Origin of the sequence: Burkholderia sp. WP42 (genome assembly GCF_000745665.1) — a bacterium.
Taxonomy (GTDB): domain Bacteria; phylum Pseudomonadota; class Gammaproteobacteria; order Burkholderiales; family Burkholderiaceae; genus Burkholderia; species Burkholderia vietnamiensis.
Window position 1 is genome coordinate 104057 of sequence record NZ_JQJT01000023.1, and the last position, 25682, is coordinate 129738.

The following is a 25682-nucleotide window of genomic DNA, read 5'->3' on the forward strand; positions in this document are numbered from 1 at the left end:
GCGTGTTCGGCTAGAAGCCCAGCCAGCCCGCCACCACCGGCCCCAGCACGAAGCCCCAGGTCGTCACGCAGGCGAACAGCGCGATCGTCACGGCCGCACTGCCGAAGTCCTTGGCGCGTTTGGACAGCTCGTGGCGCTCGAGCGAGATGCGGTCGATCGCGGCCTCGACGCTCGAATTCAGCAGTTCGACGATCAGCACCAGCAGCACCGACGCAATCAATAGCGCGCGCGATGCGGCCGGAACCGGTGCGAACGCGCCGGCCGGCAGCATCACCGCGGCGAGCGTGAGCTCCTGCCGGAACGCGCTCTCCTCGCGGATCGCGACGCGCAGGCCGTTCAGCGAATGACGCAGCGCGTACCACGCGCGCGTGATGCCGCGATGGCGCTTGTACGGGTTCGGCGGCAGCGGCGCGAGGCCGTCGTCGGGGCCGAGCGGCTCGGACGCGTGCGCGTCGGTGTCGGCGTGCGGCTCTTCTTCGTCGAACGGGCGATGCGTGGGTGCCGTTGCGGCAGTCGGTGAGGTGTGGTCGTTCAGGTCTCGTTTCAAATGGCAGCACCTTCGGCGGGCGAGTACGCAGTCTTCGGCAGCGGCTGCAGATGCGACGCGAACTGCTCGGACGCCGCGCGCCACGAGAAGCGCTCGGCCCACGCGCGCGCGGTGTCGCGTTCGATCTTCAGCGCCTCGAGGCAGGCTTCCTGCAGGTCCTCGTGCATCGCGCCCGCATTGCCGCCGCCGAGCACGTCGATCGGGCCGGTGACGGGGTACGCGGCAACCGGCGTGCCGCACGCGAGCGCCTCGAGCAGCACGAGGCCGAACGTGTCGGTGCGACTCGGGAACACGAACACGTCGGCCGCAGCATACACCTTCGCGAGCTCGGCTTGCGACAGGACGCCGAGATAGTTCGCTTCCGGGTAGCGCGATTTCAGCTCCGCGAGCGCCGGGCCTTCGCCCGCGACCCACTTCGAGCCCGGCAGATCGAGACGCAGGAACGCCTCGACGTTCTTCTCGATCGCGACGCGCCCGACGTACAGGAAGATCGGCCGCGCCGTGTTGAGCACCTTCGAGTCCATCGGCCGGAAGATGTCGAGGTCGACGCCGCGGGTCCACAGCACGACGTTCGTGAAGCCGAACTTCTCGAGATCCTGCTTCACGACCGGTGTCGGCGCCATCACCGCGCGCGACGGCGCGTGGAACCAATGCAGGAAGCGGTAGGTCGCCGCCAGCGGGATGCCGAAGCGTGCCTGCACGTATTCGGGAAAGCGCGTGTGATACGCGGTCGTGAACGGCAGCTTGCGCGCGCGCGCGTAGCGACGCGCGGCGAGACCGAGCGGGCCTTCGGTCGCGATGTGCAGCGCATCGGGCGCGAACGCGTCGATCCGCGCGCGCAGCTTGCGGTACGGCAGGATCGACAGACGGATCTCCGGGTAGGTCGGGCAGGGCACCGTACGGAATTCGAGCGGCGTCAGCATCTCGACCCGATGGCCGAGCGCGGCGAGCTCGCGCGACGTGCTCTTGAGCGTGCGTACGACGCCGTTGACCTGCGGTTCCCACGCGTCGGTGACGAGCATGATCTTCATCGCGGCTGTGTCCTGTAAGTTGGGTTGTGTCAGGCGGCCGCCTTGGCCTTGCGCGACGGGGCTGCGGACGGTGCGGCGCGCATCGCCGTCCAGTAGACGACCTTCAGTTCACCTTCCGTCGTCTCGACGAGCGCGGACAGGCTTTCGACCCAGTCGCCGTCGTTGCAGTACAGGACGCCGTCGATGTCGCGGATTTCGGCTTTGTGGATGTGTCCGCACACGACGCCGTCGCAGCCGCGGCGGCGTGCTTCGTCGGTCATCACGTTCTCGAACTTCGAGATGAAATTGACGGCGTTCTTCACCTGGTGCTTCAGGTACTGCGACAGCGACCAGTATTGGAAGCCGAGCCGGCTGCGGATCCGGTTGAACCACCGGTTCAGCACGAGGATCAGCGTGTACAGCGTGTCGCCGAGGTACGCGAGCCACTTCGCGTGCTGGATCACGCCGTCGAACAGGTCGCCGTGCACGATCCACAAACGTTTGCCTGCGAGCGTCGTGTGGAACGCTTCGCCGCGCACCTGGATGTCGCCGAACGCGAGATCGCAGAACTGCCGCGCGCCTTCGTCGTGATTGCCGGGGATGTAGACGACCTGCGTGCCCTTGCGCGCCTTGCGCAGGATCTTCTGCACGACGTCGTTGTGCGCCTGCGGCCAGTACCAGCCCTTCTTCAGCTGCCAGCCGTCGATGATGTCGCCGACCAGGTACAGGTATTCCGAATCGTTGTGGCGCAGGAAGTCGAGCAGGTACGGCGCCTGGCAGCCGCTCGAGCCGAGGTGGATGTCCGACAGCCAGATCGTGCGGTAGCGATGCATCGACGATTCGGAATCGTCGTGCTGCGTCGCGTGCGCAGCGGGCGGCTCATGCGGCGACAGCGCGCCGGCCGCGGCGGCGCCGGACAGGAAGGCGGTGGCGGCGCGGGCGCCGATCGGTTGACGGAACAGTGAGGTCGCGGACGTTTTCTGGCCCATGCATGACTCGCGCCGGTTGACATTACCGGCATTGCGCCACGCGGGCGTGACCATGCCATGACAGTCACGAGACGTTCTTATTACTGTCGTGATTGCTTGTTTAGTCGGGGGTGGGGTGGTGTTGCGTGATTGGGCGCCCGGGTTTGGGGTGCTGGCTCGCGGGTGGCGGGACGGCCGGGCGTTTGCGGAGACCGCGTGCGGTTTCGTCAGGGGAATGTGAAGCCGGCCGCTAGCGGCGACGGAGCAGCGGGGAAGCAAAGCAGGCCGAGGAAGCGGCCCGAGCAGCTCAGCGCATCAACGCGAAACCGCGACGACGCGCGTGCGCGCGAGTCGATCGTGCGGAAATTGCCGCCCCGCGTGCAGACGGGCGGCGCCGGCCCAGGCCGCGATCCACGCGGCCGCGAGCGCGAGCGTGACGGGCACCGACAGCCCGAGCAAAGGATGCAGCGCGAGCGGCGGCAGGAACCACAGCCAGGCGAGCGCATAGCGCACGAGCGCGTGACCGGCGGTCAGCGGCCGGCCGTTCGACGATTCGAGCCGAAGCCGCCAGGTTTTCATCGGCAACGTCTGACCGCCGTGGGTCCAGAACCACAGGAAGTACGCGCCGACCACGAGCGCGATCCATGCGGCGAGCAGGTCGTGATGGACGAGGCCGTTGCGCTGTTGCAGCACGACGCTGAAGGCGAGCGTGGCGAAGAACACCACGCCGAACAGCAGGACGGCTTCATACAGCATCGCGGCGAGGCGCCGGCGCACGGACGGCACGGCGTCGCTCGAGTCTTGGGTGGCTGCGGGAGCGCTCGCCACGGCAGTTCAGGAACCCTTGAACAGTGACGGGGCGTCGACGGGCGACACCGGCGTGGCGGCCGGCGGTGCGCCGGAGGTGGCCGAGGCGGCGGGCGGCACGCCCGCGCCGGCCGAAGCGGGTACCGCGGCGGCCGGGTTGCTGGCCGGATGCTCGCGCGCATGCACGAGGCGGCGCACGTCGCGGTCCGCGCCGGTCGGCGGCGCGCTGACGACGCTCGGCCGGCGCCGGCGTTCGGTCGCGGCGAGCCGCTCCTTCTGTTCCTCGGGCAATTGCTGATAGGCCTTCCACGCGCGTTCGCGCGCCTGCGCGGACAGTTCCTTCGCGCTCTGATAGTTCTCGCGCGCGACGCGTCGCTGCTCGGGCGTCATGTGCGCCCATTCGGCCATTCGCTCCTGCAGTTGTTTCTGCGCTTCGGGTGTCAACTTCGCGAAACGTGACGCGATCCTCAGCCATTTTCGCTTGCGAGCGTCGCTGAAGCCGTCCCACTGATCGGCAAACGGCGCGAGCGCCGCGCGCTGGGCCGCGCTCAGGCGCGCCCACGACAGCGGGCCGTTGGCGGCCGGCAGCGGAAGCGGAAGTGGCGCGAGATCGGCGGTCAGCCCGACGGCGGAGGAGGTCGGCGCGGGCGCACTGGTGGCCGCGGGCGAGACCGCCGCGGGCGGCGGGTTGAATCGGGAGTAGGTGGCGACGTACGAAACGGCGATCGCGATCACGCATCCGAAAAATACGGCCAGGCCGCGTTTCTGACTCACCCGTGCGATCCCCTCGTTTATTGTCTGTTAGCGTGCGCGCGAAAGATACGCGTTGAACCCGTGATCGAGATACGCGTTGAGCGGCAGGTCGTCGCTGAGCATCGCCGCGTCGATGTCGGCGAGTTCGGCGGTGCGCTGCATGTCTTCCCAGTAAGCAATGCCGACGAGTCCCGCGAGCAACAGCGCGAGCGGCCACGCGCGCAGCAGCCGGCGCGCGAACGACGCGCGCGGGCGGCTCGCGGGCGGCGTGCCGTAGGCACCGGCCGCACCGGCGAAGGCCGGCACGAACACCGGCGCGCTGGCCGCTTCCGGCTTCTTGCGCGCGAGCGCGGCGCGGCGCGCGGCGGCCAGGCGATCGGTGGTCGCGGCAGGCAGCGCCGCGGCACGTTCGTCCAGCGCGCGGCGAACCTTCAGCGCGAATTCGTGTTCTCGATTTACGGGGGCGGAGCTCATAGCGTGATTCCTTTGGCCTTGAGCGCGTGCGCCAGCGTGTGGGTGGCTCGCGAGCAGTGCGTCTTGACGCTGCCTTCGGAGCACCCCATTGCGGCGGCAGTCTCGGCGACATCCATATCTTCCCAATAACGCATCAGGAACGCTTCCCGTTGACGCGTCGGGAGTTTCTGGATTTCCTCGTCGATGAGGGCCAGGACCTGCTCGCGCTCGAGGCGGTGCTCGGTGCTTTCGACTCGTGCATTGTCATCCGCGGATTCGAGCGTTTCCAGCGGATCGAAGTCTTCGTCGTCGCCGCTGTTGAGCGACGAGAACAGCGTGACCCACGTATTGCGGACTTTCTGACGGCGGAACCAGTCGTGGATCGCGTTCTGCAGGATCCGCTGGAACAGCAGCGGCAGCTCGGCCGCCGGCCGGTCGCCGTATTTCTCCGCCAGCTTGATCATCGCGTCCTGCACGATGTCGAGCGACGCATCGTCGTCGCGCACGGCGTACGCAGCCTGCTTGAACGCGCGCCTTTCGACGCCCGCCAGAAAGTCGGCGAGTTCCTTGTCTGATGCCATTCCGTAAAGGTATGCGCTGCGGACTGCGGCGTGTGAAAGGTCGAAAAATTTCGTAAAACCCGCGGATGCTAACAAATTTTCGCGCGGCTTGGCACCGGTTGCGGCGCGGCACGTTGCGCGCGAGCACCGGGCACGGGCCGGCGGCCGCGGCGATTGATGCGGCGCGGGATATTTTGCTTGACGACCCTTTCGCGACCGGATATCGTCAGCGATTCGCAACATGAAGTGATGGTCTCATTTGAGGCTGGCCCATGAAGCCCGCCCTTCAAACTAGACGCGCCGCTTGAACCCGAGCCACAAGCCCGGCAGAGAGCACCCGATCAATTTTTTGCCGAAAATTCGAAAGGTCAAAATGAACATGCCCAGCGCGGAATTCTCCACGTCGGAACCCCTTTCCCCTCCCGATAGCGACTCCATCGGCGCCACCGTGCTCATGAAGGCACTGGCCGACGAAAAGGTCGAATTCATCTGGGGTTATCCCGGCGGCTCGGTACTCTACATCTACGACGAGCTCTACAAGCAGGACAAGATTCAGCACGTGCTGGTGCGCCACGAACAGGCGGCCGTGCACGCAGCCGATGCGTATGCGCGTTCCACCGGCAACGTCGGCGTCTGTCTCGTCACGTCCGGCCCCGGCGTCACCAATGCGGTGACCGGCATCGCGACGGCCTACATGGATTCGATCCCGATGGTCGTGATCAGCGGCCAGGTGCCGACTGCCGCGATCGGTCAGGACGCGTTCCAGGAGTGCGATACGGTCGGCATCACGCGTCCGTGCGTGAAGCACAACTTCCTCGTGAAGGACGTGCGCGACCTCGCCGAGACGGTCAAGAAGGCGTTCTACATCGCCCGCACAGGCCGTCCGGGCCCCGTGCTGATCGACATCCCGAAAGACATCTCCAAGACGCCGTGCCCGTACGAGCCGGTCAAGAGCGTGTCGCTGCGCTCGTACAACCCGGTCACGAAGGGGCATTCGGGCCAGATCCGCAAGGCCGTGTCGCTGCTGCTGTCCGCGAAGCGTCCGTATATCTACACGGGCGGCGGCATCATCCTCGCCGATGCGTCGCGCGAGCTGAACCAGTTCGCCGATCTGCTCGGCTACCCGGTCACGAACACGCTGATGGGCCTCGGCGGCTATCGCGCGTCGGACAAGAAATTCCTCGGCATGCTCGGCATGCACGGCACGTACGAAGCGAACATGGCGATGCAGCACTGCGACGTGCTGATCGCGATCGGTGCGCGCTTCGACGACCGCGTGATCGGCGACCCGGCGCACTTCGCGTCGCGTCCGCGCAAGATCATCCACATCGACATCGATCCGTCGTCCATTTCCAAGCGCGTGAAGGTCGACATTCCGATCGTCGGCGACGTGAAGGAAGTGCTGAAGGAACTGATCGAGCAGCTGCAGACGGCCGAGCATGGCCCCGACACCGAAGCGCTCGCGCAGTGGTGGAAGGACATCGAAGGCTGGCGCGGCAAGAACTGCCTGAAGTTCGACCGCGAAAGCGAGATCATCAAGCCGCAGTACGTGGTCGAGAAGGCGTGGGAGCTGACGGACGGCAACGCGTTCGTGTGCTCGGACGTCGGCCAGCACCAGATGTGGGCCGCGCAGTTCTACCGTTTCAACAAGCCGCGTCGCTGGATCAACTCCGGCGGCCTCGGCACGATGGGCTTCGGCCTGCCGGCAGCGATGGGCGTCAAGATGGCGCACCCGGACGACGACGTGCTGTGCATCACGGGCGAAGGCTCGATCCAGATGTGCATCCAGGAACTGTCGACCTGCCTGCAGTACGACACGCCCGTGAAGATCATTTCGCTGAACAACCGCTATCTCGGCATGGTCCGCCAGTGGCAGCAGATCGAATACAGCAAGCGCTATTCGCATTCGTACATGGATGCGCTGCCCGACTTCGTGAAGCTCGCCGAGGCGTACGGCCATGTCGGCATGCGGATCGAAAAGACTTCGGATGTGGAGCCGGCGCTGAAGGAGGCGCTGCGCCTGAAGGACCGCACCGTGTTTCTCGACTTCCAGACCGATCCGACCGAAAACGTCTGGCCGATGGTACAGGCCGGCAAGGGCATCACCGAGATGCTGCTCGGCTCGGAAGACCTGTAACGGCGCGACGCGCGCTTGGTCCGGAGCGGCCGCCTTCACGAAGGGCGGCGCGGCACCGGGCGGCGCGCGGCGCGAGTGAATCGACACGGACACATTCTGGAAGAAGCGAACATGAGACACATCATTTCCGTCCTGCTGGAAAACGAACCGGGCGCACTGTCGCGCGTGGTCGGTCTGTTTTCCGCACGCGGCTACAACATCGAAACCTTGACGGTGGCGCCGACCGAAGACCAATCGCTGTCGCGGCTGACCATCGTTTCCATTGGCTCGGACGACGTGATCGAACAGATCACGAAGCATCTGAACCGCCTGATCGAGGTGGTGAAAGTGGTGGACCTGACCGACGGTGCCCACATCGAACGCGAGCTGATGCTGATCAAGGTACGTGCAGTGGGCAAGGAGCGCGAAGAAATGAAGCGGATGTCGGATATTTTCCGCGGCCGCATCATCGACGTGACCGAAAAGACCTACACGATCGAATTGACGGGCGCGAGCGACAAGCTCGACGCATTCATCCAGGGGCTGGACGCGAGCGCGATCCTCGAGACCGTGCGCACCGGCAGCTCCGGCATCGGACGCGGCGAGCGCATCCTGAAGGTGTGATGCCGACCAGGTGGCAACCAGCACGCCGGGTGCGCCGTCATGTCCCGGCTCGCAGTATCCAATCCGAACGAATTGTTGAATTTTTGAATTAGCGAAGGAACCATCATGAACGTTTTCTACGACAAAGACGCCGACCTCTCCCTCATCAAGGGCAAGCAAGTCACGATCATCGGCTACGGCTCGCAAGGCCATGCGCACGCGCTGAACCTGAAGGACAGCGGCGTAAACGTGACGGTCGGCCTGCGCAAGGGCGGCGCGTCGTGGAGCAAGGCCGAGAACGCCGGCCTGTCGGTCAAGGAAGTCGCCGAAGCGGTGAAGGGCGCTGACGTCGTGATGATGCTGCTGCCCGACGAGCAGATCGCCGACGTGTACGCGAAGGAAGTCCACGCGAACATCAAGCAAGGCGCGGCGCTGGCATTCGCACACGGCTTCAACGTCCACTACGGCCAGGTGATCCCGCGCGCCGACCTCGACGTGATCATGATCGCGCCGAAGGCACCGGGCCACACCGTGCGCGGCACGTACTCGCAAGGCGGCGGCGTGCCGCACCTGATCGCGGTCGCGCAGAACAAGTCGGGCGCAGCACGCGACATCGCGCTGTCGTATGCGGCGGCGAACGGCGGCGGCCGTGCCGGCATCATCGAAACGAACTTCCGCGAAGAAACCGAAACCGACCTGTTCGGCGAGCAGGCCGTGCTGTGCGGCGGTACCGTCGAGCTGATCAAGGCTGGTTTCGAGACGCTGGTGGAAGCCGGCTACGCGCCGGAAATGGCGTACTTCGAATGCCTGCACGAGCTGAAGCTGATCGTCGACCTGATCTACGAAGGCGGCATCGCGAACATGAACTACTCGATCTCGAACAACGCCGAGTACGGCGAGTACGTGACGGGCCCGCGCGTCGTCACCGAAGAGACGAAGAAGGCGATGAAGCAGTGCCTGACCGACATCCAGACGGGCGAGTACGCGAAGAGCTTCATCCTCGAAAACAAGGCCGGCGCACCGACGCTGCAATCGCGCCGCCGCCTGACGGCCGAGCACCAGATCGAGCAGGTTGGTGCGAAGCTGCGCGCGATGATGCCGTGGATCGCGAAGAACAAGCTCGTCGACCAGACGAAGAACTAAGCTCCGCGTGCTGTTCCGGCCCTCCGAGTGGAGGGTCGGTAGCAAAAAGCCGCCCGAAGGCAACGGTGCCCCGGGCGGCTTTTGCTATCCTACGGGCTTTGCAATTCACCGAACACCGAACGAACCCATGAACTATCCTCATCCGATCATCGCGCGCGAAGGCTGGCCGTTCATCGCGATTGCAGCCGTCATCGCGTTGTTGATCCACGCCATCGGGGGCTTCGGCTTCGCATGGCCGTTCTGGCTGCTGCTCGTCTTCGTGGTCCAGTTCTTCCGTGATCCGCAGCGCCCGATTCCGGCGCAGCCGAACGCGGTGCTGTGCCCGGCGGACGGCCGTATCGTCGCGGTCGAGACCTCGCACGATCCGTATGCGAACCGCGAAGCGCTGAAGATCAGCGTGTTCATGAATGTCTTCAACGTCCATTCGCAGCGCTCGCCGGTCGATGGCGCGATCTCGAAGGTCGAGTACTTCCCGGGCGCGTTCCTGAACGCGGCGATCGACAAGGCGTCGACCGAGAACGAGCGCAACGCGGTCGTGATCCAGACGGCGAGCGGCAAGACCGTCACCGCCGTGCAGATCGCCGGCCTGATCGCGCGCCGGATCCTCTGCTACGTGCGCGCGGGCGAGCCGCTGTCGCGTGGTCAGCGTTACGGTTTCATCCGCTTCGGTTCGCGCGTGGACGTCTATCTGCCGCTCGGCAGCCGCGCGAAGGTGTCGATCGGCGAGAAGGTGTACGCATCGTCGACGATCCTCGCCGAATTCGAACAGTAAACGGCGGGACGCACGATGGCCGCATTCAAACCGCGCCGGCCGCGCAACGGCACCAGCCAGACGCCGCGCCCGTTTCGCCGCAACAAGGTGATGGCATCGGATCCGGTGCCGAGCGAAAGTCGCCGCGCCGCGCGCCAGCGGTTCCTGAAGACGCGCGGCATCTATCTGCTGCCGAACGCGTTCACGACCGCTGCGCTGTTCTGCGGCTTCTTCGCGGTCGTGCAGGCGATGAACGTGCGCTTCGAGATCGCCGCGATCGCCATCTTCGTCGCGATGGTGCTCGACGGGATGGACGGGCGCGTCGCGCGCATGACGCATACGCAGAGCGCGTTCGGCGAACAGTTCGACAGCCTGTCCGACATGGTGTCGTTCGGCGTGGCGCCCGCGCTCGTGATGTACGAATGGGTGCTGAAGGATCTCGGCCGCTGGGGCTGGCTCGCCGCCTTCGTCTACTGCTCGGGCGCGGCGCTGCGGCTCGCGCGCTTCAACACCAACATTGGCGTCGTCGACAAGCGCTTCTTCCAGGGGCTGCCGAGCCCGGCCGCCGCCGCGCTGATCGCCGGCTTCGTGTGGCTCGCCACCGACAACCGCGTGCCGATGAAGCTCGGCTGGCTGCCGTGGGTCGCGTTCGTGCTGACGATCTACGCGGGCGTGACGATGGTGTCGAACGCGCCATTCTACAGCGGCAAGGCGCTCGACGTGCGGCATCGCGTGCCGTTCGCGGCGATCCTCTTGGTGGTGGTGGCGTTCGTGCTGGTGTCGTCCGATCCGCCGCTGATGCTGTTCTGCCTGTTCGTGCTGTACGGGCTGTCCGGCTACGTGTTCTGGGCGTACATGGCCGTGCGCGGCCGTGCCAACCCGGCGCGCTCGTCGCAGCGCGAGCACTGACGCACATCTGCACCGAACCACGGAACGACGGCGGCCATGAGGCCGCCGTTTTCATTTGTCCCTTATCCTGCTGCGCGCCCGCGCATCCCGGGTGCGGGCGGATTGCACACCCGGCGGATTGTCGCTATAGTCGTCGGCATGACCGCATTTTCCCGCCTCTCCCTCCTTCTAGCCGGTGCGCCGCTACGCGCGCTAGCTTTGGCGCGCCTGCCGCGCTGACCGTTCTCGCCCCCCGTCAAGCTTCGTCTGTTGTTGAGCGTCGCCAGCGGTGGCGCGATCTCATTACGTTTGATTCCCGCATAAAGAGCCCTGGAGCCCCCCATGACAGACAAGCTGATCATTTTCGATACGACGTTGCGTGACGGTGAACAATCGCCCGGCGCGTCGATGACGAAGGAAGAGAAAATCCGCATCGCGAAGCACCTCGAGCGGATGAAGGTCGACGTGATCGAGGCCGGTTTCGCGGCCAGCTCGAACGGCGACTTCGACGCGATCCACACGATCGCCGGGCTCGTGAAGGACAGCACGATCTGCTCGCTCGCGCGCGCCAACGACAAGGACATCCAGCGCGCAGCCGATGCACTGAAGCCGGCCAACAGCGCGCGGATCCACACGTTCATCGCGACGTCGCCGCTGCACATGGAAAAGAAGCTGCGCATGACGCCGGACCAGGTGTTCGAGCAGGCGCGGCTCGCGGTGCGCTTTGCACGCAAGTTCACCGACAACGTCGAGTTCTCGCCGGAAGACGGCAGCCGCTCGGATCTCGACTTCCTGTGCCGCGTGCTGGAAGCGGTGATCGCCGAAGGCGCGACGACGATCAACATCGCCGATACGGTCGGCTACGGCGTGCCGGAGCTTTACGGCAACCTGGTGAAGACGCTGCGCGAACGCATTCCGAACTCGGACAAGGCGATCTTCTCCGTGCATTGCCACAACGACCTCGGGATGGCGGTCGCGAACTCGCTCGCGGGCGTGAAGATCGGCGGCGCGCGTCAGGTCGAATGCACGATCAACGGTCTCGGCGAGCGCGCGGGCAATACGTCGCTCGAAGAAATCGTGATGGCCGTGAAGACGCGCAAGGACTACTTCGGCCTCGACGTCGGCATCGACACGACGCAGATCGTGCCGACCTCGAAGCTCGTGTCGCAGATCACCGGTTTCGTCGTGCAGCCGAACAAGGCCGTGGTCGGGGCGAACGCGTTCGCGCACGCTTCCGGCATCCACCAGGACGGCGTGCTGAAGGCGCGCGACACCTACGAGATCATGCGCGCGGAAGACGTGGGCTGGACCGCGAACAAGATCGTGCTCGGCAAGCTGTCGGGCCGTAACGCGTTCAAGCAGCGGCTGCAGGAGCTCGGCGTGTCGCTCGACAGCGAAGCCGAACTGAACGCCGCGTTCATGCGCTTCAAGGATCTCGCCGACCGCAAGGCCGAGATCTTCGACGAGGACATCATCGCGATCGTCTCCGAAGAATCGGCGCTCGCGCAGGAGCAGGAGCACTTCAAGTTCGTGTCGCTGTCGCAGCATTCGGAAACCGGCGAGCAGCCGCAGGCGAAGGTCGTGTTCGCGGTCGAAGGCAGCGAGGTGACCGGCGAGGCGCGCGGCAACGGCCCGGTCGATGCGACGTTCAACGCGATCGAGGGCGAAGTCGGCAGCGGTTCCGAGCTGCTGCTGTATTCGGTGAACGCGATCACGACCGGCACGCAGGCGCAGGGCGAAGTGACGGTGCGGCTGTCGAAGAACGGGCGCATCGTGAACGGCGTCGGCACCGACCCGGACATCGTCGCGGCTTCCGCGAAGGCGTACATCGCCGCGTTGAACAAGCTGCACTCGAAGGACGACAAGCTCAACCCGCAACGCGCGTAAGCGTCGCGCGCCGGTAACACCTGACATGCCCCGTGCGGCCATACGCCGCACGGGGCATTTTTCATGGGCCGGTCATTCGGCGGCCGGCGTACGCCACGACCAGCGGCGGGCAGCCGCGGCGGCGGCCGGCTTGCGGCGCCGGAACTCGACCGTGATCGCGCGCCGCGGCGCCTCGGCGATGAACGCGTCGAGCAGTTCGAGCACGTCGTGATCGATGTAGTCGGCGCGCGTCGCGTCGATGATCACGGCAGCCCGATCGGGGATGTGGCGCAGGTGATGCTTGACCTGCACCTTGCCGAGGAACGACACGTCCTTGCGGAACGACAGCAGGAAGTGGTCGTCGTGCTGCGCGAGCGTGACGGGGCTCTTCAGGTTCGCGACCGCGACGGCCAGCACGCTGCAGGCGAGGCCGAGCGCGATGCCGAACAGCAGGTCGACGGCCAGCACGCCCGCGATCGTCGCGGCGAACGGCACGAACGCCGCGGGGCCCTGGTTCATCACCGAGCGGAACAGCGCGGGTTTCGCGAGCTTGATGCCCGTATGGATCAGGATCGCGGCGAGGCTCGCGAGCGGGATCAGGTTGATCAGGCCGGTGAGCGCGAACACGCTGGCGAGCAGCAGGATGCCGTGCACGATCGCCGACATCCGGCTTTGCGCGCCGGCGTTGACGTTGGCCGAGCTGCGCACGATCACCGACGTGATCGGCAGGCCGCCGAACGCGCCCGCGACGAGGTTGCCGACGCCCTGCGCCTTCAACTCGCGGTCCGGCTGCGCCGGCCGCCGCTTCGGATCGATCTGCTCGACCGCTTCGAGGCACAGCAGCGTCTCGAGGCTCGCGACGACCGCCAGCGTGATCGCGACGCGCCACACGTCCGGATTGACCAGTTGCGCGAAGTTCGGGCCGAGTTCCGCGTGCTTCAGCGACGCCGCGAGCGCGGCGAACGAGTCGAATTCCGGCAGCGTCACGCGATGCGCGGCGCCCGGCGCGGCCGACGGCGCCAGCGCGCCGAGCACGAGCGTCGCGCCGATGCCGAGCACGACGACCGCGAGCGGCGCGGGCACCGAGCGCACCCATGCGAAGCGGCGCAGCGCGGGCGTGTCCCAGGCGAGCAGCAGCGCGAGCGACGCGATCGCGATGGCGGTTGCCGCCCACGCGGTCGGCAGCGCCATCCACGAGGCAAGCGATGGTGAGCCTGCGCCGCCGATGCCGAGCGCATACGGAATCTGTTTGACGATCAGCAGGATGCCGATCGCGGCGAGCATGCCCTTGATCACGGGCGACGGGACGTAAGCGGCGAAGCGGCCGGCGCGCAGCATGCCGAAGCCGAACTGCAGCACGCCGGACAGCAGTACGGCGAGCAGGAACGCGGAGAAGCTGCCGAGTTGCGCGATGCCTTCGACGACGATCACGACGAGGCCGGCCGCGGGGCCGCTCACCGACAGCGACGAGCCGCTGAGCAGCGCGACGACGATCCCGCCGACAATGCCGGACACGAGCCCGGCGAACGGCTCGACGCCGGATGCATTCGCGATACCGAGGCAAAGCGGCAGCGCGACGAGGAACACGACGATGCCGGCGACCATGTCGCGCGGCAGGGTGGATAGATGCTCGTTCAGTTTCATGATGAGGGCGATGTCATTGGCGTGGAAGAAGGCGCGGATCAGCCGACTGCCGCGGCCGTGGCGGCGTGCTCGAGGTCGGATTCGGCCGGCTCGGGCGCCGTATAGCCGGAGTCGAGCTCCTTCAGGCGGCCGTCGGCGAGCGAAAATATCCAGCCGTGCACGAGCGGCGGGCGCTCGCGGCCGCGCACGATCGGCGACGCACGCAGCAGCCGCACCTGTTCGAGGACGTTCAATTCGGCCAGACGATCGGCGGCAGCCGTTTCGTCGAGGCCGCCGAGCGTGTCGCGATGGCGTCGTGCGAGCGCGCAGAGCGGAGCGATGCGCCGCGCCACGTGCGGCAGGTCGGCCGGCGGCGGCAGCAGCGACGCGCGCACGCCGCCGCAACCGTAGTGACCGCAGACGATCACATGGTCGACCTTCAGCACGCGCACGGCGTACTCGAGCACGCTCGCGGAATTGTCGTCGTCGGGATGGAACAGGTTCGCGATGTTGCGATGGACGAACAACTCGCCGGGCACGCTGTGCGTGATGGTTTCGGCGGGCACGCGGCTGTCGGAGCAGCCGATCCACAGCACGCGCGGATTCTGACCGCGCGCGAGCGTATCGAAGAAGCCGGGCGTGTGTTCGCGCGTCTCGCGGGCCCAGGCGATGTTGGCAACCAGCATGCTCTTCGGGCGGTTCATGAGGACTCCTTTTCGACAGAAACGAATAGACACCGCACAAAACGTGAGCGGTCAGATGCTTTCTAAATTGAAAGGTTTGATTCGACCGATATTAGGGGTACGCCCTAGTGCCAGGGGTCATTGATACAAATTGTTTCAACTCGATTCGGCAAGGTGCATCAATTGCACCAATTCAACGCACGGAACGGATAGTCCATGCGCGGGGTTGCTGGCGTTGCGCCACAAGCGATTCGGCATGTCGCCACGCGAGCGTTGTGGCATCGGAAAGCATTACCGCGGAGGAATCGCGATTAATGAACCAGGGCGGAAAAAACGAAATGGCCATTTACGCATCGATACGTAAATGGCCATTGTGAAAATTGCGCGAAAATGCGCAATCGAAGCTCAGAACAGATTACGACGATCGGGGTCGTGCAGCGGATCGGGGGTTTTCTGCGTCGTGCGCAGGATGCCCTGCGGATCGAAATAGAAGCTGTACATCATGTACCAGACGTTGTCCTCGAGATACCGGTACGTCCACACCTCGCGCTTCATCAGCGGGAAGTACGAGGTTTCGACCGGGCGGCCGAAGTTGACGAGCACGTCGGTCTTGGTCCACTTGCCGATTTCCGCGCGATAGAACTCGCTCGGCTGCAGCACCTGGCGCACGTTGACGATCCGATGGGCCGCATCGATGTCGGCCGCGATCGTGATCTCGCCCATCGGCTGGGTCGGCCACATCATCCGCTTGCCGCCGCCGGGGAGGTCGTAGATCTCGCGCGGCGGGCCCATGCGCGCGACGATCGCCGACTCGTCCTGGCCGGCCTGGTATTGCTGCCACGGTTGGGCGCAGCCGGCGACGAGCGTCGCCGCGCAGGCGATCAGCACCGGCAGGCGCATGGGAATGCGAATGCGCATGGGTTTCTCCAGAACTCGCTAACCGTTCAGTTGTATCACGGACCGCGCGTGCCCGCGCACGCGCGCGCAAAAATCGGTGCGGATCGCCGGCCGGCGCCGCGTCGCGCGATGCTTGCGGGCGGCGGCGCGGGCGGCCTATGATCCGCGCTTTCCCCGGACAGATTCAGCGGCAGGTAACGGATGCAATCATGGAAGCGATGGGCGCTCGCGTGGAGCGCCGGATGGATGCTGGCGTCGTGCGCGCAGGCGGCAGGCGAGCCGGTGCGGATCGCCTTGATCGAAGGGATGTCGGGCCCGTTCGCGAATGCGGGCGCGGCAGTCGAGCGCAACCTGCGGTTCGGCGTCGAGCAGGTCGATGCGGCGGGCGGCGTGAAGCTGCGCGACGGCAAGCATCCGCTCGAACTCGTCGTGCTCGACAGCAAGGGCAGCCCGGAAGATGCGCTCGTGCAGTTGCGCGCGGCGGCCGACCGTCACATCGGCTTCGTCGCGCAGGGCAACAGCTCGGCGGTGGCGGCCGCGCTGGTCACCGCGCTCGACAAGCTGAACGCGCGCACGCCGGACAACCGGATGCTGCTCCTTAATTATTCGGCCGACGATCCGGCGCTCACCGGCGCGCGCTGCAGTTTCTGGCATTTCCGTTTCGACGCGCACGCCGGGATGCGGATGGCCGCGCTCGCCGACGTGATGGCGCGCGACCGCGCGCTGCGCAAGGTCTATCTGCTGAACCAGGACTACAGCTTCGGCCATGACGTCAGCACGCTCGCGCGGCAGGCGCTGGCCGAGCGGCGCCCCGACGTGACGATTGCCGGCGACGAATTCCATCCGATCGGCCGCATCAAGGATTTCTCGCCGTATATCGCGAAGATCCGCGCGAGTGGCGCGGACGCCGTCGTGACCGGCAACTGGGGCAACGACCTCACGCTGCTCGTGAAGGCGGCGCGCGAGCAGGGGCTGAACGCGAAGTTCTACACGTTCTACGGCAACAGTCTCGGCGCGCCGGCCGCGCTCGGCGACGCGGGCGTCGGACGGGTCGTGGCCGTCGCCGACTGGCACCCGAACGCGGGCGGCGCGAAGTCGGACGCGTTCTACCGTGCGTTCCGCACCCGTTTCCCCGCCGCGCAGGACGACTATCCGGTGCGGCGCATGAGCTTGATGATCGAGATGCTGGCGGCCGCGATGGAGCGGGCCGGTTCGGCCGACCCGGTCGCGGTGGCCCACGCGCTGGAAGGGCTGTCGTTCGACGACGGCTTCCATGCGTCGACGATGCGCGCCCAGGATCATCAATTGATCCAGCCCCTTTACGTGATGGAGATGGACAAGGCCGGCACGCCGGGCGTTCGCTTCGACAACGAGGGCTCGGGCTACGGCTTCCGGACGATTCTGGCGGTGCCGGCGCAGCGCACGCCGCTGCCGTCCGCGTGTTCGATGACGCGGCCGTGACGGGCGGCGGTAGGAGCGGCGCGTAGTTGTGCTACAATGCGCGCCGGTTGTAAGTCACGGCACGGCCATTCTTCCGTGTCCGCGTGTACAGTTGGAAAGTCGAAATCAAGGAAATCACATGTCTGTTGCAGATATCAAGAAGTCGGAAGTCGTTGCTCAGTTCGCCCGCGGTACCAACGACACGGGTTCGCCCGAAGTCCAGGTCGCACTGCTGACCGCACGTATCGTCGAACTGACGGGTCACTTCAAGACCCACGCGAAGGATCACCACAGCCGCCGCGGCCTGCTGCGCATGGTGAGCCGCCGCCGCAAGCTGCTCGACTACCTCAAGGGCAAGGATGCCGACCGTTACCGCGCGCTGATCGAGAAGCTGGGTCTGCGTAAGTAATCGAGGCGATTGCCGCCAGCAAGATGCCTGTGTCAGTCCGCTGATGCAGGCATTTTGTTTTTGCGCGGTGCGTAGCGTCACACGCATCGCAGGTAGTCCGGTACATCGCGGCCGGGCTGCCGGAACGGCTGATACCGGGGTCGGGATTTGTGTCATTCCAGCGCGCCGCTCGACGAGCGTCGCGCTGGAATGGCATAAAAAACACACCTTGCTCCGGATGATTCGGTCGGGACGCCGCCGCGCGGGATGGCCCACGCGGCGAATGAAACGAATGAGTTCAAAGGAGCAACCATGTCCATGTTCAACAAGGTCGTGAAGGAATTCCAGTGGGGCCAGCACAAGGTGCGCCTCGAAACCGGTGAAGTCGCCCGTCAGGCGAGCGGTGCCGTGATCGTCGACGTGGAAGACACCGTCGTGCTGGCAACCGTCGTCGGCGCGAAGTCGGCGAAGCCGGGTCAGGATTTCTTCCCGCTGACCGTCGACTACCTCGAAAAGACCTACTCGGCCGGCAAGATCCCCGGCGGCTTCTTCCGTCGCGAAGGCCGCCCGTCGGAGCATGAGACGCTGACGTCGCGCCTGATCGATCGTCCGCTGCGCCCGCTGTTCCCGGAAGGCTTCTACAACGAAGTGCAGGTCGTGATCCACGTGCTGTCCGTGAACCCGGACATCCCGGCCGACATTCCCGCGCTGATCGGCGCGTCGGCCGCGCTGGCCGTGTCGGGCCTGCCGTTCAACGGCCCTGTCGGTGCCGCGCGCGTCGCGTACATCGACAACGCCTACGTGCTGAACCCGACGCGTGACCAGATCAAGGCATCGAGCCTCGACCTCGTCGTCGCCGGTACGGAGCGCGCGGTGCTGATGGTCGAATCGGAAGCGGATCAACTGCCGGAAGACGTGATGCTGGGCGCGGTCGTGTTCGGCCACGAACAGATGCAGATCGCGATCGACGCGATCCACGAGCTCGTGCGCGAAGGCGGCAAGCCGGAGTGGGACTGGCAGCCGGCCCCGAAGAACGAAGCGCTGATCGCGCGCGTGACGGAACTGGCGCACGGCGATCTGCTCGCCGCTTACCAGCTGCGCGACAAGCAGGCGCGCTCGACGAAGCTGAAGGAAGTCTACGCGGCGACCTCGGCGAAGCTCGAAGAAGACGCGCTGGCGGCCGGCACGGTCGCGGCCGACAAGGCCACCGTCGGCAACATCCTGTTCGACATCGAAGCGAAGATCGTCCGCTCGCAGATCCTGAACGGCGAGCCGCGCATCGACGGTCGCGACACGCGCACCGTGCGTCCGATCGAGATCCGCACCGGCGTGCTGCCGCGCACCCACGGTTCGGCGCTGTTCACGCGTGGCGAGACGCAGGCGCTCGTCGTCGCGACGCTCGGCACGAAGGGCGACGAGCAGATCATCGACGCGCTCGAAGGTGAATACCGCGAGCGCTTCATGCTCCACTACAACATGCCGCCGTTCGCGACGGGCGAAACGGGCCGCGTCGGCTCGCCGAAGCGTCGTGAAATCGGCCACGGCCGTCTCGCGAAGCGCGCGCTGGTCAAGTGCCTGCCGAGCGCCGACGAATTCGGCTACTCGATCCGCGTCGTGTCGGAAATCACCGAATCGAACGGTTCGTCGTCGATGGCGTCGGTGTGCGGCGGCTGCCTCGCGCTGATGGACGCCGGCGTGCCGATGAAGGCGCACGTCGCCGGTATCGCGATGGGCCTGATCCTCGAGGGCAACAAGTTCGCGGTGTTGACCGACATCCTCGGCGACGAAGATCACCTCGGCGACATGGACTTCAAGGTGGCCGGCACCGAGCACGGCGTGACCGCGCTGCAGATGGACATCAAGATCCAGGGCATCACGAAGGAAATCATGCAGGTCGCGCTCGCGCAGGCGAAGGAAGGTCGCATGCACATCCTCGGCAAGATGACGTCGGCAGTGTCGGGTGCGAACACGCAACTGTCCGAGTTCGCGCCGCGCATGATCACGATCAAGATCAACCCGGAAAAGATCCGCGACGTGATCGGCAAGGGCGGTTCGGTGATCCGCGCGCTGACCGAAGAAACCGGCACGACGATCGACATTTCGGACGACGGCGTCGTGACGATCGCGAGCACGAGCAGCGAAGGCATGGCCGAAGCGAAGAAGCGCATCGAGAACATCACGGCCGAGATCGAAGTCGGCCAGGTGTACGAAGGCACGGTGCTCAAGCTGCTCGATTTCGGCGCGATCGTGAACCTGCTGCCGGGCAAGGATGGCCTGCTGCACATCTCGGAAATCGTCAACGAGCGCGTGAAGGACATCAACGACTACCTGAAGGAAGGTCAGCAGGTTAAGGTCAAGGTGATCCAGACGGATGAGAAGGGTCGCGTGCGCCTGTCGGCGAAGGCGCTGCTGAACGAAGCGGCTGCCGCGTCGCAGTCGGACACGCCGCCGCAGCAGTAAGCGGACCCGCGTGAGAACGGCCGGCAGCGCGAGAGCGCGCCGGCCGTTTTTTCTGTAGCATCGTTGTGCGGCGCAGCATCCGCGCCGCGCGCGGGCGCCTCATTCGCCATCCGATTCCGAGCCTGGAGCCATCACCATGAAAGCCATTGAAATCACCGAATTCGGTGCCCCCGACGTGTTGAAGCTGACGGAGCGCGTGCGCCCCGAACCGGCGCGCGGCGAGGTGCTGATCAAGGTGGCGGCTTCGGGCGTGAACCGGCCCGACGTGTTCCAGCGCAAGGGCGCGTATGCGCCGCCGCCCGGTGCGTCGGACCTGCCGGGCCTCGAGGTCGCGGGCGAGATCGTCGGCGGCGACCTGTCCGATCCGGCGCTGAACCCGTTCGGGCTGAAGCTGGGCGACCGCGTCTGCGCGCTGCTCGCCGGCGGCGGCTACGCCGAATATGCGGTCGCGCCGCTGCCGCAATGCCTGCCGGTGCCCGGCGGCCTGACCGACATCGAAGCTGCGTCGTTACCCGAAACGTTCTTCACGGTGTGGAGCAACGTGTTCGACCGTGCGCTGCTCGGCGCGGGCGAGGGCGGCGAGCAGGAAACGCTGCTGGTGCAGGGCGGCTCGAGCGGGATCGGCGTGACGGCCATCCAGATCGCGCATGCGCTCGGTTTCCGCGTGTTCGCGACGGCCGGCACGGCGGACAAATGCCGGGCATGCGAGGCGCTCGGCGCCGAGCGTGCGATCAACTACAAGACCGAGGATTTCGTCGAGGTCGTCAAGTCGCTGACGCACGACCGCGGCGTCGACGTGATCCTCGACATGGTCGGCGCGGCGTACCTGCCGCGCGAACTCTCCGCGCTCGCGGACGGCGGCCGGATCGTGCTGATCGCGCTGCTCGGCGGCGCGAAGGCCGAGATCAACCTGGGCGAGATCCTGCGCCGCCGCCTGACGGTGACGGGCTCGACGCTGCGTCCGCGTCCGGTCGAGTTCAAGGCGCGCATCGCCGCCCAGCTGAAGGCGCGCGTGTGGCCGCTGCTCGCGGACGGCCGCATCAAGCCGGTCATCTACCGCGTGCTGCCTGCCGGCGACGCCGCCCAGGCGCACGCGCTGATGGAAAGCGGCGAGCACATCGGCAAGATCGTGCTGGATTGGGGCGCGATCGCGTGACGGTCGTGCGGCCGGGCTTGACATCGGCGGTTTGACCGGTTCAAGCCGGGCGCAGTAAAATCGCGGGTTTGCTTCGCCAGAATCCAACCTGACGGCCGGTTTTTCGGCACGTTAATGACAAGATAGTGACGAGACGGACACGATGTCGAAACAACGAACAAAGCGAGTGATCGGCAACTGGAAGATGCACGGCCGGCTGGCCGGCAACCAGGCGCTGCTGAACGAAGTGGTGCAGGGCGCGGACGCAGTGGCGGCCGGCACGTCGATCGGCGTATGCGTGCCGTTCCCCTATCTCGCGCAGGTTCAGGCGGTGCTCGGCGGCAGCCGGGTGGCGTTCGGCGCACAGGACGTGTCGGCGCACGAGCAGGGCGCGTACACCGGCGAAGTGGCGGCCGCGATGGTCGCGGAATTCGGCGCGCAGTATGCGATCGTCGGTCACTCGGAGCGTCGCGCGTATCACGGCGAGCGCAACGAGACCGTCGCCGCGAAAGCGCAGCGCTCGCTCGCGGCGGGCCTCACGCCGGTCGTGTGCGTCGGCGAAACGCTCGACGAGCGCGAAGCGGGCACGACGGAGCAGGTCGTCGGTGCGCAGCTCGACGCCGTGCTGGCCGCGCTGACGGCCGACGAGGCGGCGCGCATCGTCGTCGCGTACGAGCCGGTCTGGGCGATCGGCACCGGCAAGAGCGCGACGTCGGCGCAGGCGCAGGAGGTTCACGCGTTCCTGCGTGCGCGTCTCGCGGCGAAGGGTGCGGCGCACGTGTCGGTGCTGTACGGCGGCAGCGTCAAGCCGGACAACGCGGAAGAACTGTTCGCGCAGCCGGACATCGACGGCGGCCTGATCGGCGGCGCGTCGCTGAAGGCTGAAGATTTTCTGGCGATCTGCCGGGCTGCGCGTTGAGCGGTCCGCGATCGAATTGAACCATGATGGCGGCCGGGTGGTCCGGTCGCCAGATCCAACCGGGTGGGTGTGATGCTGTTATTCAAAACGCTGATTATTGTGGTGCAGGTGCTGTCCGCGCTGGGCGTGATCGGGCTCGTGCTGCTGCAGCACGGCAAGGGTGCCGACATGGGCGCCGCATTCGGCAGCGGCGCGTCGGGCAGCCTGTTCGGCGCGACCGGCTCGGCGAACTTCCTGTCGCGCACGACGGCCGTGCTGGCTACGGTTTTCTTCATCGCGACGCTCGCATTGACGTACCTCGGTTCGTACAAGGCGACGCCGTCGGCAGGCGTACTGGGCGCGACCGCGACCGCGCCGGCGGCCTCGGCGCCGGTCGTCGCAGCCTCTGCCGCAGTGGGTTCCGCCGCGTCGGCGGCAAGCGCCCCGGGCCAGGACGTGCCGAAATAAAAAGTTAAAATTTTTGCCGTTGTGCGTTGAACAAACCGGGAACTCGGGTTAGAATTTAATTCTTGAAGCGATTCGCGGGAAACGTGCAGTACGACCCGAGTTGCATGCAGTGCCGACGTGGTGAAATTGGTAGACACGCTATCTTGAGGGGGTAGTGGCGAAAGCTGTGCGAGTTCGAGTCTCGCCGTCGGCACCAAAGTTACTCAATGCCAGCCGCTTCTAGTGGCTGGCATTTTTCATTTGTGGGGTGTGTCTTGCGATTGTCTTGGAATCGCGCGTACTCCGAAATGATTCCTTCCGCCGGAAGTGGTATTCTCCGGACGCTCAGAACCAACCGATAGAGGATTGCCTTGAACCTCGCAGCCTATTACCCCGTCTTGTTGTTCCTCCTCGTGGGCACTGGTTTAGGTATAGCGCTGGTCAGTATCGGCAAGCTCCTTGGGCCCAACAAGCCGGACGTCGACAAGAACGCACCGTACGAGTGCGGCTTTGAAGCCTTTGAAGACGCCCGGATGAAGTTCGACGTCCGGTACTACCTCGTCGCCATCCTGTTCATCATCTTCGATCTCGAAACCGCATTCCTGTTTCCGTGGGGCGTCGCGCTCCGGGACATCGGCTGGCCGGGTTTCAGCGCAATGATGATTTTTCTGCTCGAATTCCTGCTGGGCTTTGCCTATATCTGGAAGAAAGGCGGGCTCGACTGGGAGTGATGGGTTTAATCGCCGGTTTGCATGGGCGACCACGCTGGGTCGCTCGTCTGGAGTGGAAAGCAAATGAGTATCGAAGGGGTCTTGAAGGAAGGGTTTGTCACCACGACGGCTGACAAGCTGATCAACTGGACGCGCACCGGCTCGTTGTGGCCGATGACGTTCGGGCTCGCGTGTTGCGCCGTCGAGATGATGCATGCGGGCGCGGCGCGCTACGACCTGGACCGGTTCGGGGTCGTGTTCCGCCCGAGTCCGCGCCAGTCCGACGTGATGATCGTCGCCGGCACGCTCTGCAACAAGATGGCGCCGGCACTGCGTCGCGTGTACGACCAGATGGCCGAGCCGCGCTGGGTGATCTCGATGGGATCGTGCGCGAACGGTGGCGGTTACTACCACTACTCGTACTCGGTGGTGCGCGGCTGCGACCGGATCGTGCCCGTCGACGTCTACGTGCCGGGCTGCCCGCCCACGGCCGAGGCGCTGGTCTACGGCGTGATCCAACTGCAGGCGAAGATCCGCCGCACCAATACCATCGCCCGTCAATAAAGGCCCGAGCGTCCCCTCAATATGGCAAGCAAAATCGAGACTCTCAAGGCAAACCTCGAAGCCGCGCTCGGCGCGCGCGTGGTGAGCCTCACCGAAGCAATCGGTGAACTGACGCTCGTCGTGAAGGCGAGCGATTACCTCGAAGTCGCAAAGACGCTGCGCGACGATCCGAAGCTCCGTTTCGAGCAGTTGATCGACCTCTGCGGCATCGACTACCAGACGTACGGCGACGGCGCGTACGACGGCCCGCGTTTTGCGGCCGTGTCGCAGCTGCTGTCGGTCACGAACAACTGGCGCCTGCGCCTGCGCGTGTTCGCGCCGGACGACGATCTGCCGATCGTGCCGTCGCTCGTCGACACCTGGTCTTCCTCGAACTGGTACGAGCGCGAAGCGTTCGACCTGTACGGCCTCGTGTTCGAAGGGCACCCCGACCTGCGCCGCCTCCTCACCGACTACGGCTTCATCGGCCACCCGTTCCGCAAGGACTTCCCGGTGTCGGGCTACGTCGAAATGCGCTACGACCCGGAAGAGAAGCGGGTCGTCTACCAGCCGGTGACGATCGAGCCGCGCGAAATCACGCCGCGCGTGATCCGCGAGGATCGCTATGGCGGTCTGAAACATTAAGGGGGCGTCATGGCAGAAATCAAGAACTACACGCTCAACTTCGGCCCGCAGCACCCGGCAGCGCACGGCGTGCTGCGCCTCGTGCTCGAGCTCGACGGCGAAGTCATCCAGCGTGCCGATCCGCACATCGGCCTGCTGCACCGCGCGACCGAAAAGCTCGCGGAAAACAAGACCTTCATCCAGTCCGTGCCGTACATGGACCGTCTCGACTACGTGTCGATGATGGTCAACGAGCACGGCTATGTGCTCGCGATCGAGCGTCTGCTCGGCATCGACGTGCCGGAGCGCGCGCAGTACATCCGTGTGCTGTTCGACGAGATCACGCGCGTGCTGAACCACCTGATGTGGATCGGCGCGCACGCGCTCGACGTCGGCGCAATGGCCGTGTTCCTGTACGCGTTCCGCGAGCGCGAAGACCTGATGGACGTGTACGAAGCGGTGTCCGGCGCACGGATGCACGCGGCGTATTACCGTCCGGGCGGCGTCTATCGCGACCTGCCGGATGCGATGCCGCAATTCAAGGCGTCGAAGATCCGCAACGAGAAGGCGCTCGCGAAGATGAACGAAGCGCGCAGCGGCTCGGTGCTCGACTTCATCGACGACTTCTTCACGCGCTTCCCGAAGTGCATCGACGAATACGAAACCCTGCTGACCGACAACCGGATCTGGAAACAGCGTCTGGTCGGGATCGGCGTCGTGAGCCCGGAACGTGCGTTGCAGATGGGCCTCACCGGCCCGATGCTGCGCGGCTCGGGGATCGCGTGGGACCTGCGCAAGAAGCAACCGTACGAAGTGTACGATCGCATGGATTTCGACGTGCCGGTCGGCGTGAACGGCGATTGCTACGACCGCTATCTGGTGCGTGTCGAAGAAATGCGTCAGTCGGTCCGTATCGCGAAACAGTGTATTGAGTGGCTCCGCAAGAATCAGGGGCCGGTGATGACCGACAATCACAAGGTTGCGCCGCCGTCGCGCGTCGGCATGAAGACCAACATGGAAGACTTGATTCACCACTTCAAGCTCTTCACCGAAGGTTTTCACGTGCCGGAAGGCGAAGCGTACGCGGCAGTCGAGCATCCGAAGGGCGAGTTCGGCATCTATCTCGTGTCGGACGGTGCCAACAAGCCGTATCGCCTCAAGATCCGCGCACCGGGCTTCGCGCATCTCGCGTCGCTCGACGAAATGGCGCGCGGCCACATGATTGCCGACGCCGTCACGATCATCGGTACGCAGGACATCGTGTTCGGCGAGATCGATCGCTAATGGTTGCGCCGCCCGCGCGAGCGGGCGGCGAGCAGTAAGTCACACGCGAAGTCTGATGCTGCATGCGCTGAACCGGCGCGGCTTC

26 protein-coding genes and 1 tRNA gene are annotated in these 25682 nt (G+C 65.6%); 17 read left to right on the forward strand and 10 right to left on the reverse strand.

Annotation, left to right across the window (positions count from 1 at the left end):
* Positions 1 to 10 precede the first annotated feature (10 nt).
* The 7 genes from EX20_RS15615 to EX20_RS15645 form a co-directional block, all read right to left on the reverse strand.
* Positions 11 to 547 (reverse strand): diacylglycerol kinase, encoded by a 537-nt coding sequence (locus tag EX20_RS15615; RefSeq protein ID WP_011885554.1) that lies wholly within the window; start codon positions 545 to 547, stop codon positions 11 to 13.
* Positions 544 to 1578, reverse strand: coding sequence for a glycosyltransferase family 4 protein (locus EX20_RS15620; protein WP_011885553.1), 1035 nt, complete (start codon positions 1576 to 1578; stop codon positions 544 to 546). Before EX20_RS15620 ends, EX20_RS15615 begins: the two co-directional genes overlap by 4 nt.
* A 29-nt stretch (positions 1579 to 1607) precedes the next feature.
* A complete protein-coding gene (locus EX20_RS15625) occupies positions 1608 to 2546 on the reverse strand; it encodes a UDP-2,3-diacylglucosamine diphosphatase (protein WP_011885552.1) in 939 nt (312 codons plus the stop codon).
* 294 nt (positions 2547 to 2840) lie between these two features.
* Positions 2841 to 3281, reverse strand: coding sequence for an RDD family protein (locus tag EX20_RS15630; protein WP_230939067.1), 441 nt, complete (start codon positions 3279 to 3281; stop codon positions 2841 to 2843).
* A gap of 78 nt (positions 3282 to 3359) precedes the next feature.
* Positions 3360 to 4106, reverse strand: coding sequence for a DUF3106 domain-containing protein (locus EX20_RS15635; RefSeq protein WP_011885550.1), 747 nt, complete (start codon positions 4104 to 4106; stop codon positions 3360 to 3362).
* A 27-nt stretch (positions 4107 to 4133) separates the two neighbouring features.
* Positions 4134 to 4559, reverse strand: coding sequence for a DUF3619 family protein (locus tag EX20_RS15640; RefSeq protein ID WP_011885549.1), 426 nt, complete (start codon positions 4557 to 4559; stop codon positions 4134 to 4136).
* Entirely contained in the window at positions 4556 to 5119 is a 564-nt protein-coding gene (locus EX20_RS15645) for an RNA polymerase sigma factor (protein ID WP_034194064.1), read from the reverse strand. Before EX20_RS15645 ends, EX20_RS15640 begins: the two co-directional genes overlap by 4 nt.
* 352 nt (positions 5120 to 5471) lie before the next feature.
* On the opposite strand from EX20_RS15645, the gene EX20_RS15650 reads away from it, so the two are divergent.
* The 6 genes from EX20_RS15650 to EX20_RS15675 all read left to right on the forward strand — a co-directional run bounded on the left by EX20_RS15650 (position 5472) and on the right by EX20_RS15675 (position 12486).
* A complete protein-coding gene (locus tag EX20_RS15650) occupies positions 5472 to 7235 on the forward strand; it encodes an acetolactate synthase 3 catalytic subunit (protein ID WP_014723366.1) in 1764 nt (587 codons plus the stop codon).
* Between the two features lie 111 nt (positions 7236 to 7346).
* Positions 7347 to 7838 (forward strand): acetolactate synthase small subunit, encoded by a 492-nt coding sequence (ilvN, locus tag EX20_RS15655; RefSeq protein WP_006750445.1) that lies wholly within the window; start codon positions 7347 to 7349, stop codon positions 7836 to 7838.
* A gap of 105 nt (positions 7839 to 7943) precedes the next feature.
* Positions 7944 to 8960 carry a ketol-acid reductoisomerase gene (gene ilvC / locus EX20_RS15660; protein ID WP_006478252.1) on the forward strand — a complete coding sequence of 339 codons (1017 nt, stop codon included), beginning with the start codon at positions 7944 to 7946 and terminating at the stop codon, positions 8958 to 8960.
* Between the two features lie 127 nt (positions 8961 to 9087).
* Positions 9088 to 9732, forward strand: a complete 645-nt coding sequence (locus EX20_RS15665; protein WP_034194065.1) for a phosphatidylserine decarboxylase — start codon at positions 9088 to 9090, stop codon at positions 9730 to 9732.
* Between the two features lie 15 nt (positions 9733 to 9747).
* A complete protein-coding gene (gene pssA, locus EX20_RS15670; RefSeq protein ID WP_011885545.1) occupies positions 9748 to 10620 on the forward strand; it encodes a CDP-diacylglycerol--serine O-phosphatidyltransferase in 873 nt (290 codons plus the stop codon).
* A gap of 321 nt (positions 10621 to 10941) precedes the next feature.
* Entirely contained in the window at positions 10942 to 12486 is a 1545-nt protein-coding gene (locus EX20_RS15675) for a 2-isopropylmalate synthase (protein WP_014723365.1), read from the forward strand.
* 72 nt (positions 12487 to 12558) lie between these two features.
* On the opposite strand, the gene EX20_RS15680 is transcribed toward EX20_RS15675, so the two are convergent.
* From EX20_RS15680 to EX20_RS15690, 3 genes are all read right to left on the reverse strand, one after another.
* Complete coding sequence (locus EX20_RS15680) at positions 12559 to 14109, reverse strand: SulP family inorganic anion transporter (RefSeq protein ID WP_034194066.1); 1551 nt, start codon at positions 14107 to 14109, stop codon at positions 12559 to 12561.
* Positions 14110 to 14147: 38 nt separating this feature from the next.
* Complete coding sequence (locus tag EX20_RS15685) at positions 14148 to 14792, reverse strand: carbonic anhydrase (RefSeq protein WP_014723363.1); 645 nt, start codon at positions 14790 to 14792, stop codon at positions 14148 to 14150.
* A gap of 384 nt (positions 14793 to 15176) precedes the next feature.
* Entirely contained in the window at positions 15177 to 15689 is a 513-nt protein-coding gene (locus EX20_RS15690; protein WP_011885541.1) for a hypothetical protein, read from the reverse strand.
* Positions 15690 to 15869: 180 nt separating this feature from the next.
* Here EX20_RS15690 and EX20_RS15695 point away from each other — a divergent pair, with 180 nt between their 5' ends.
* The 11 genes from EX20_RS15695 (at position 15870) to EX20_RS15745 (ending at position 25597) form a co-directional block, all read left to right on the forward strand.
* A complete protein-coding gene (locus EX20_RS15695; protein WP_034194067.1) occupies positions 15870 to 17129 on the forward strand; it encodes a branched-chain amino acid ABC transporter substrate-binding protein in 1260 nt (419 codons plus the stop codon).
* A 118-nt stretch (positions 17130 to 17247) separates the two neighbouring features.
* Positions 17248 to 17517: a 30S ribosomal protein S15 gene (rpsO, locus tag EX20_RS15700; RefSeq protein ID WP_006398792.1), complete on the forward strand. Its 270-nt coding sequence runs from the start codon at positions 17248 to 17250 to the stop codon at positions 17515 to 17517.
* A gap of 291 nt (positions 17518 to 17808) precedes the next feature.
* Entirely contained in the window at positions 17809 to 19956 is a 2148-nt protein-coding gene (gene pnp / locus EX20_RS15705; protein ID WP_011885539.1) for a polyribonucleotide nucleotidyltransferase, read from the forward strand.
* 136 nt (positions 19957 to 20092) lie between these two features.
* A complete protein-coding gene (locus EX20_RS15710; RefSeq protein WP_011885538.1) occupies positions 20093 to 21112 on the forward strand; it encodes an NAD(P)H-quinone oxidoreductase in 1020 nt (339 codons plus the stop codon).
* 142 nt (positions 21113 to 21254) lie between these two features.
* A complete protein-coding gene (gene tpiA / locus EX20_RS15715) occupies positions 21255 to 22010 on the forward strand; it encodes a triose-phosphate isomerase (RefSeq protein ID WP_034194068.1) in 756 nt (251 codons plus the stop codon).
* A 72-nt stretch (positions 22011 to 22082) separates the two neighbouring features.
* Positions 22083 to 22457 (forward strand): preprotein translocase subunit SecG, encoded by a 375-nt coding sequence (gene secG / locus EX20_RS15720; protein ID WP_034194069.1) that lies wholly within the window; start codon positions 22083 to 22085, stop codon positions 22455 to 22457.
* Positions 22458 to 22568: 111 nt separating this feature from the next.
* A tRNA-Leu gene (locus tag EX20_RS15725) sits at positions 22569 to 22653 on the forward strand.
* 154 nt (positions 22654 to 22807) lie between these two features.
* The gene (locus EX20_RS15730; protein WP_011885535.1) at positions 22808 to 23167 is read left to right on the forward strand and encodes an NADH-quinone oxidoreductase subunit A; all 360 of its coding nucleotides are present in this window, start codon (positions 22808 to 22810) and stop codon (positions 23165 to 23167) included.
* 63 nt (positions 23168 to 23230) lie between these two features.
* The gene (locus EX20_RS15735) at positions 23231 to 23710 is read left to right on the forward strand and encodes a NuoB/complex I 20 kDa subunit family protein (RefSeq protein ID WP_006398799.1); all 480 of its coding nucleotides are present in this window, start codon (positions 23231 to 23233) and stop codon (positions 23708 to 23710) included.
* 21 nt (positions 23711 to 23731) lie between these two features.
* On the forward strand, positions 23732 to 24334 hold the full coding sequence (locus tag EX20_RS15740; protein WP_011885534.1) for an NADH-quinone oxidoreductase subunit C: 603 nt from the start codon (positions 23732 to 23734) through the stop codon (positions 24332 to 24334).
* A 9-nt stretch (positions 24335 to 24343) separates the two neighbouring features.
* Entirely contained in the window at positions 24344 to 25597 is a 1254-nt protein-coding gene (locus EX20_RS15745) for an NADH-quinone oxidoreductase subunit D (protein ID WP_011885533.1), read from the forward strand.
* The last annotated feature ends 85 nt before the right edge of the window (positions 25598 to 25682 follow it).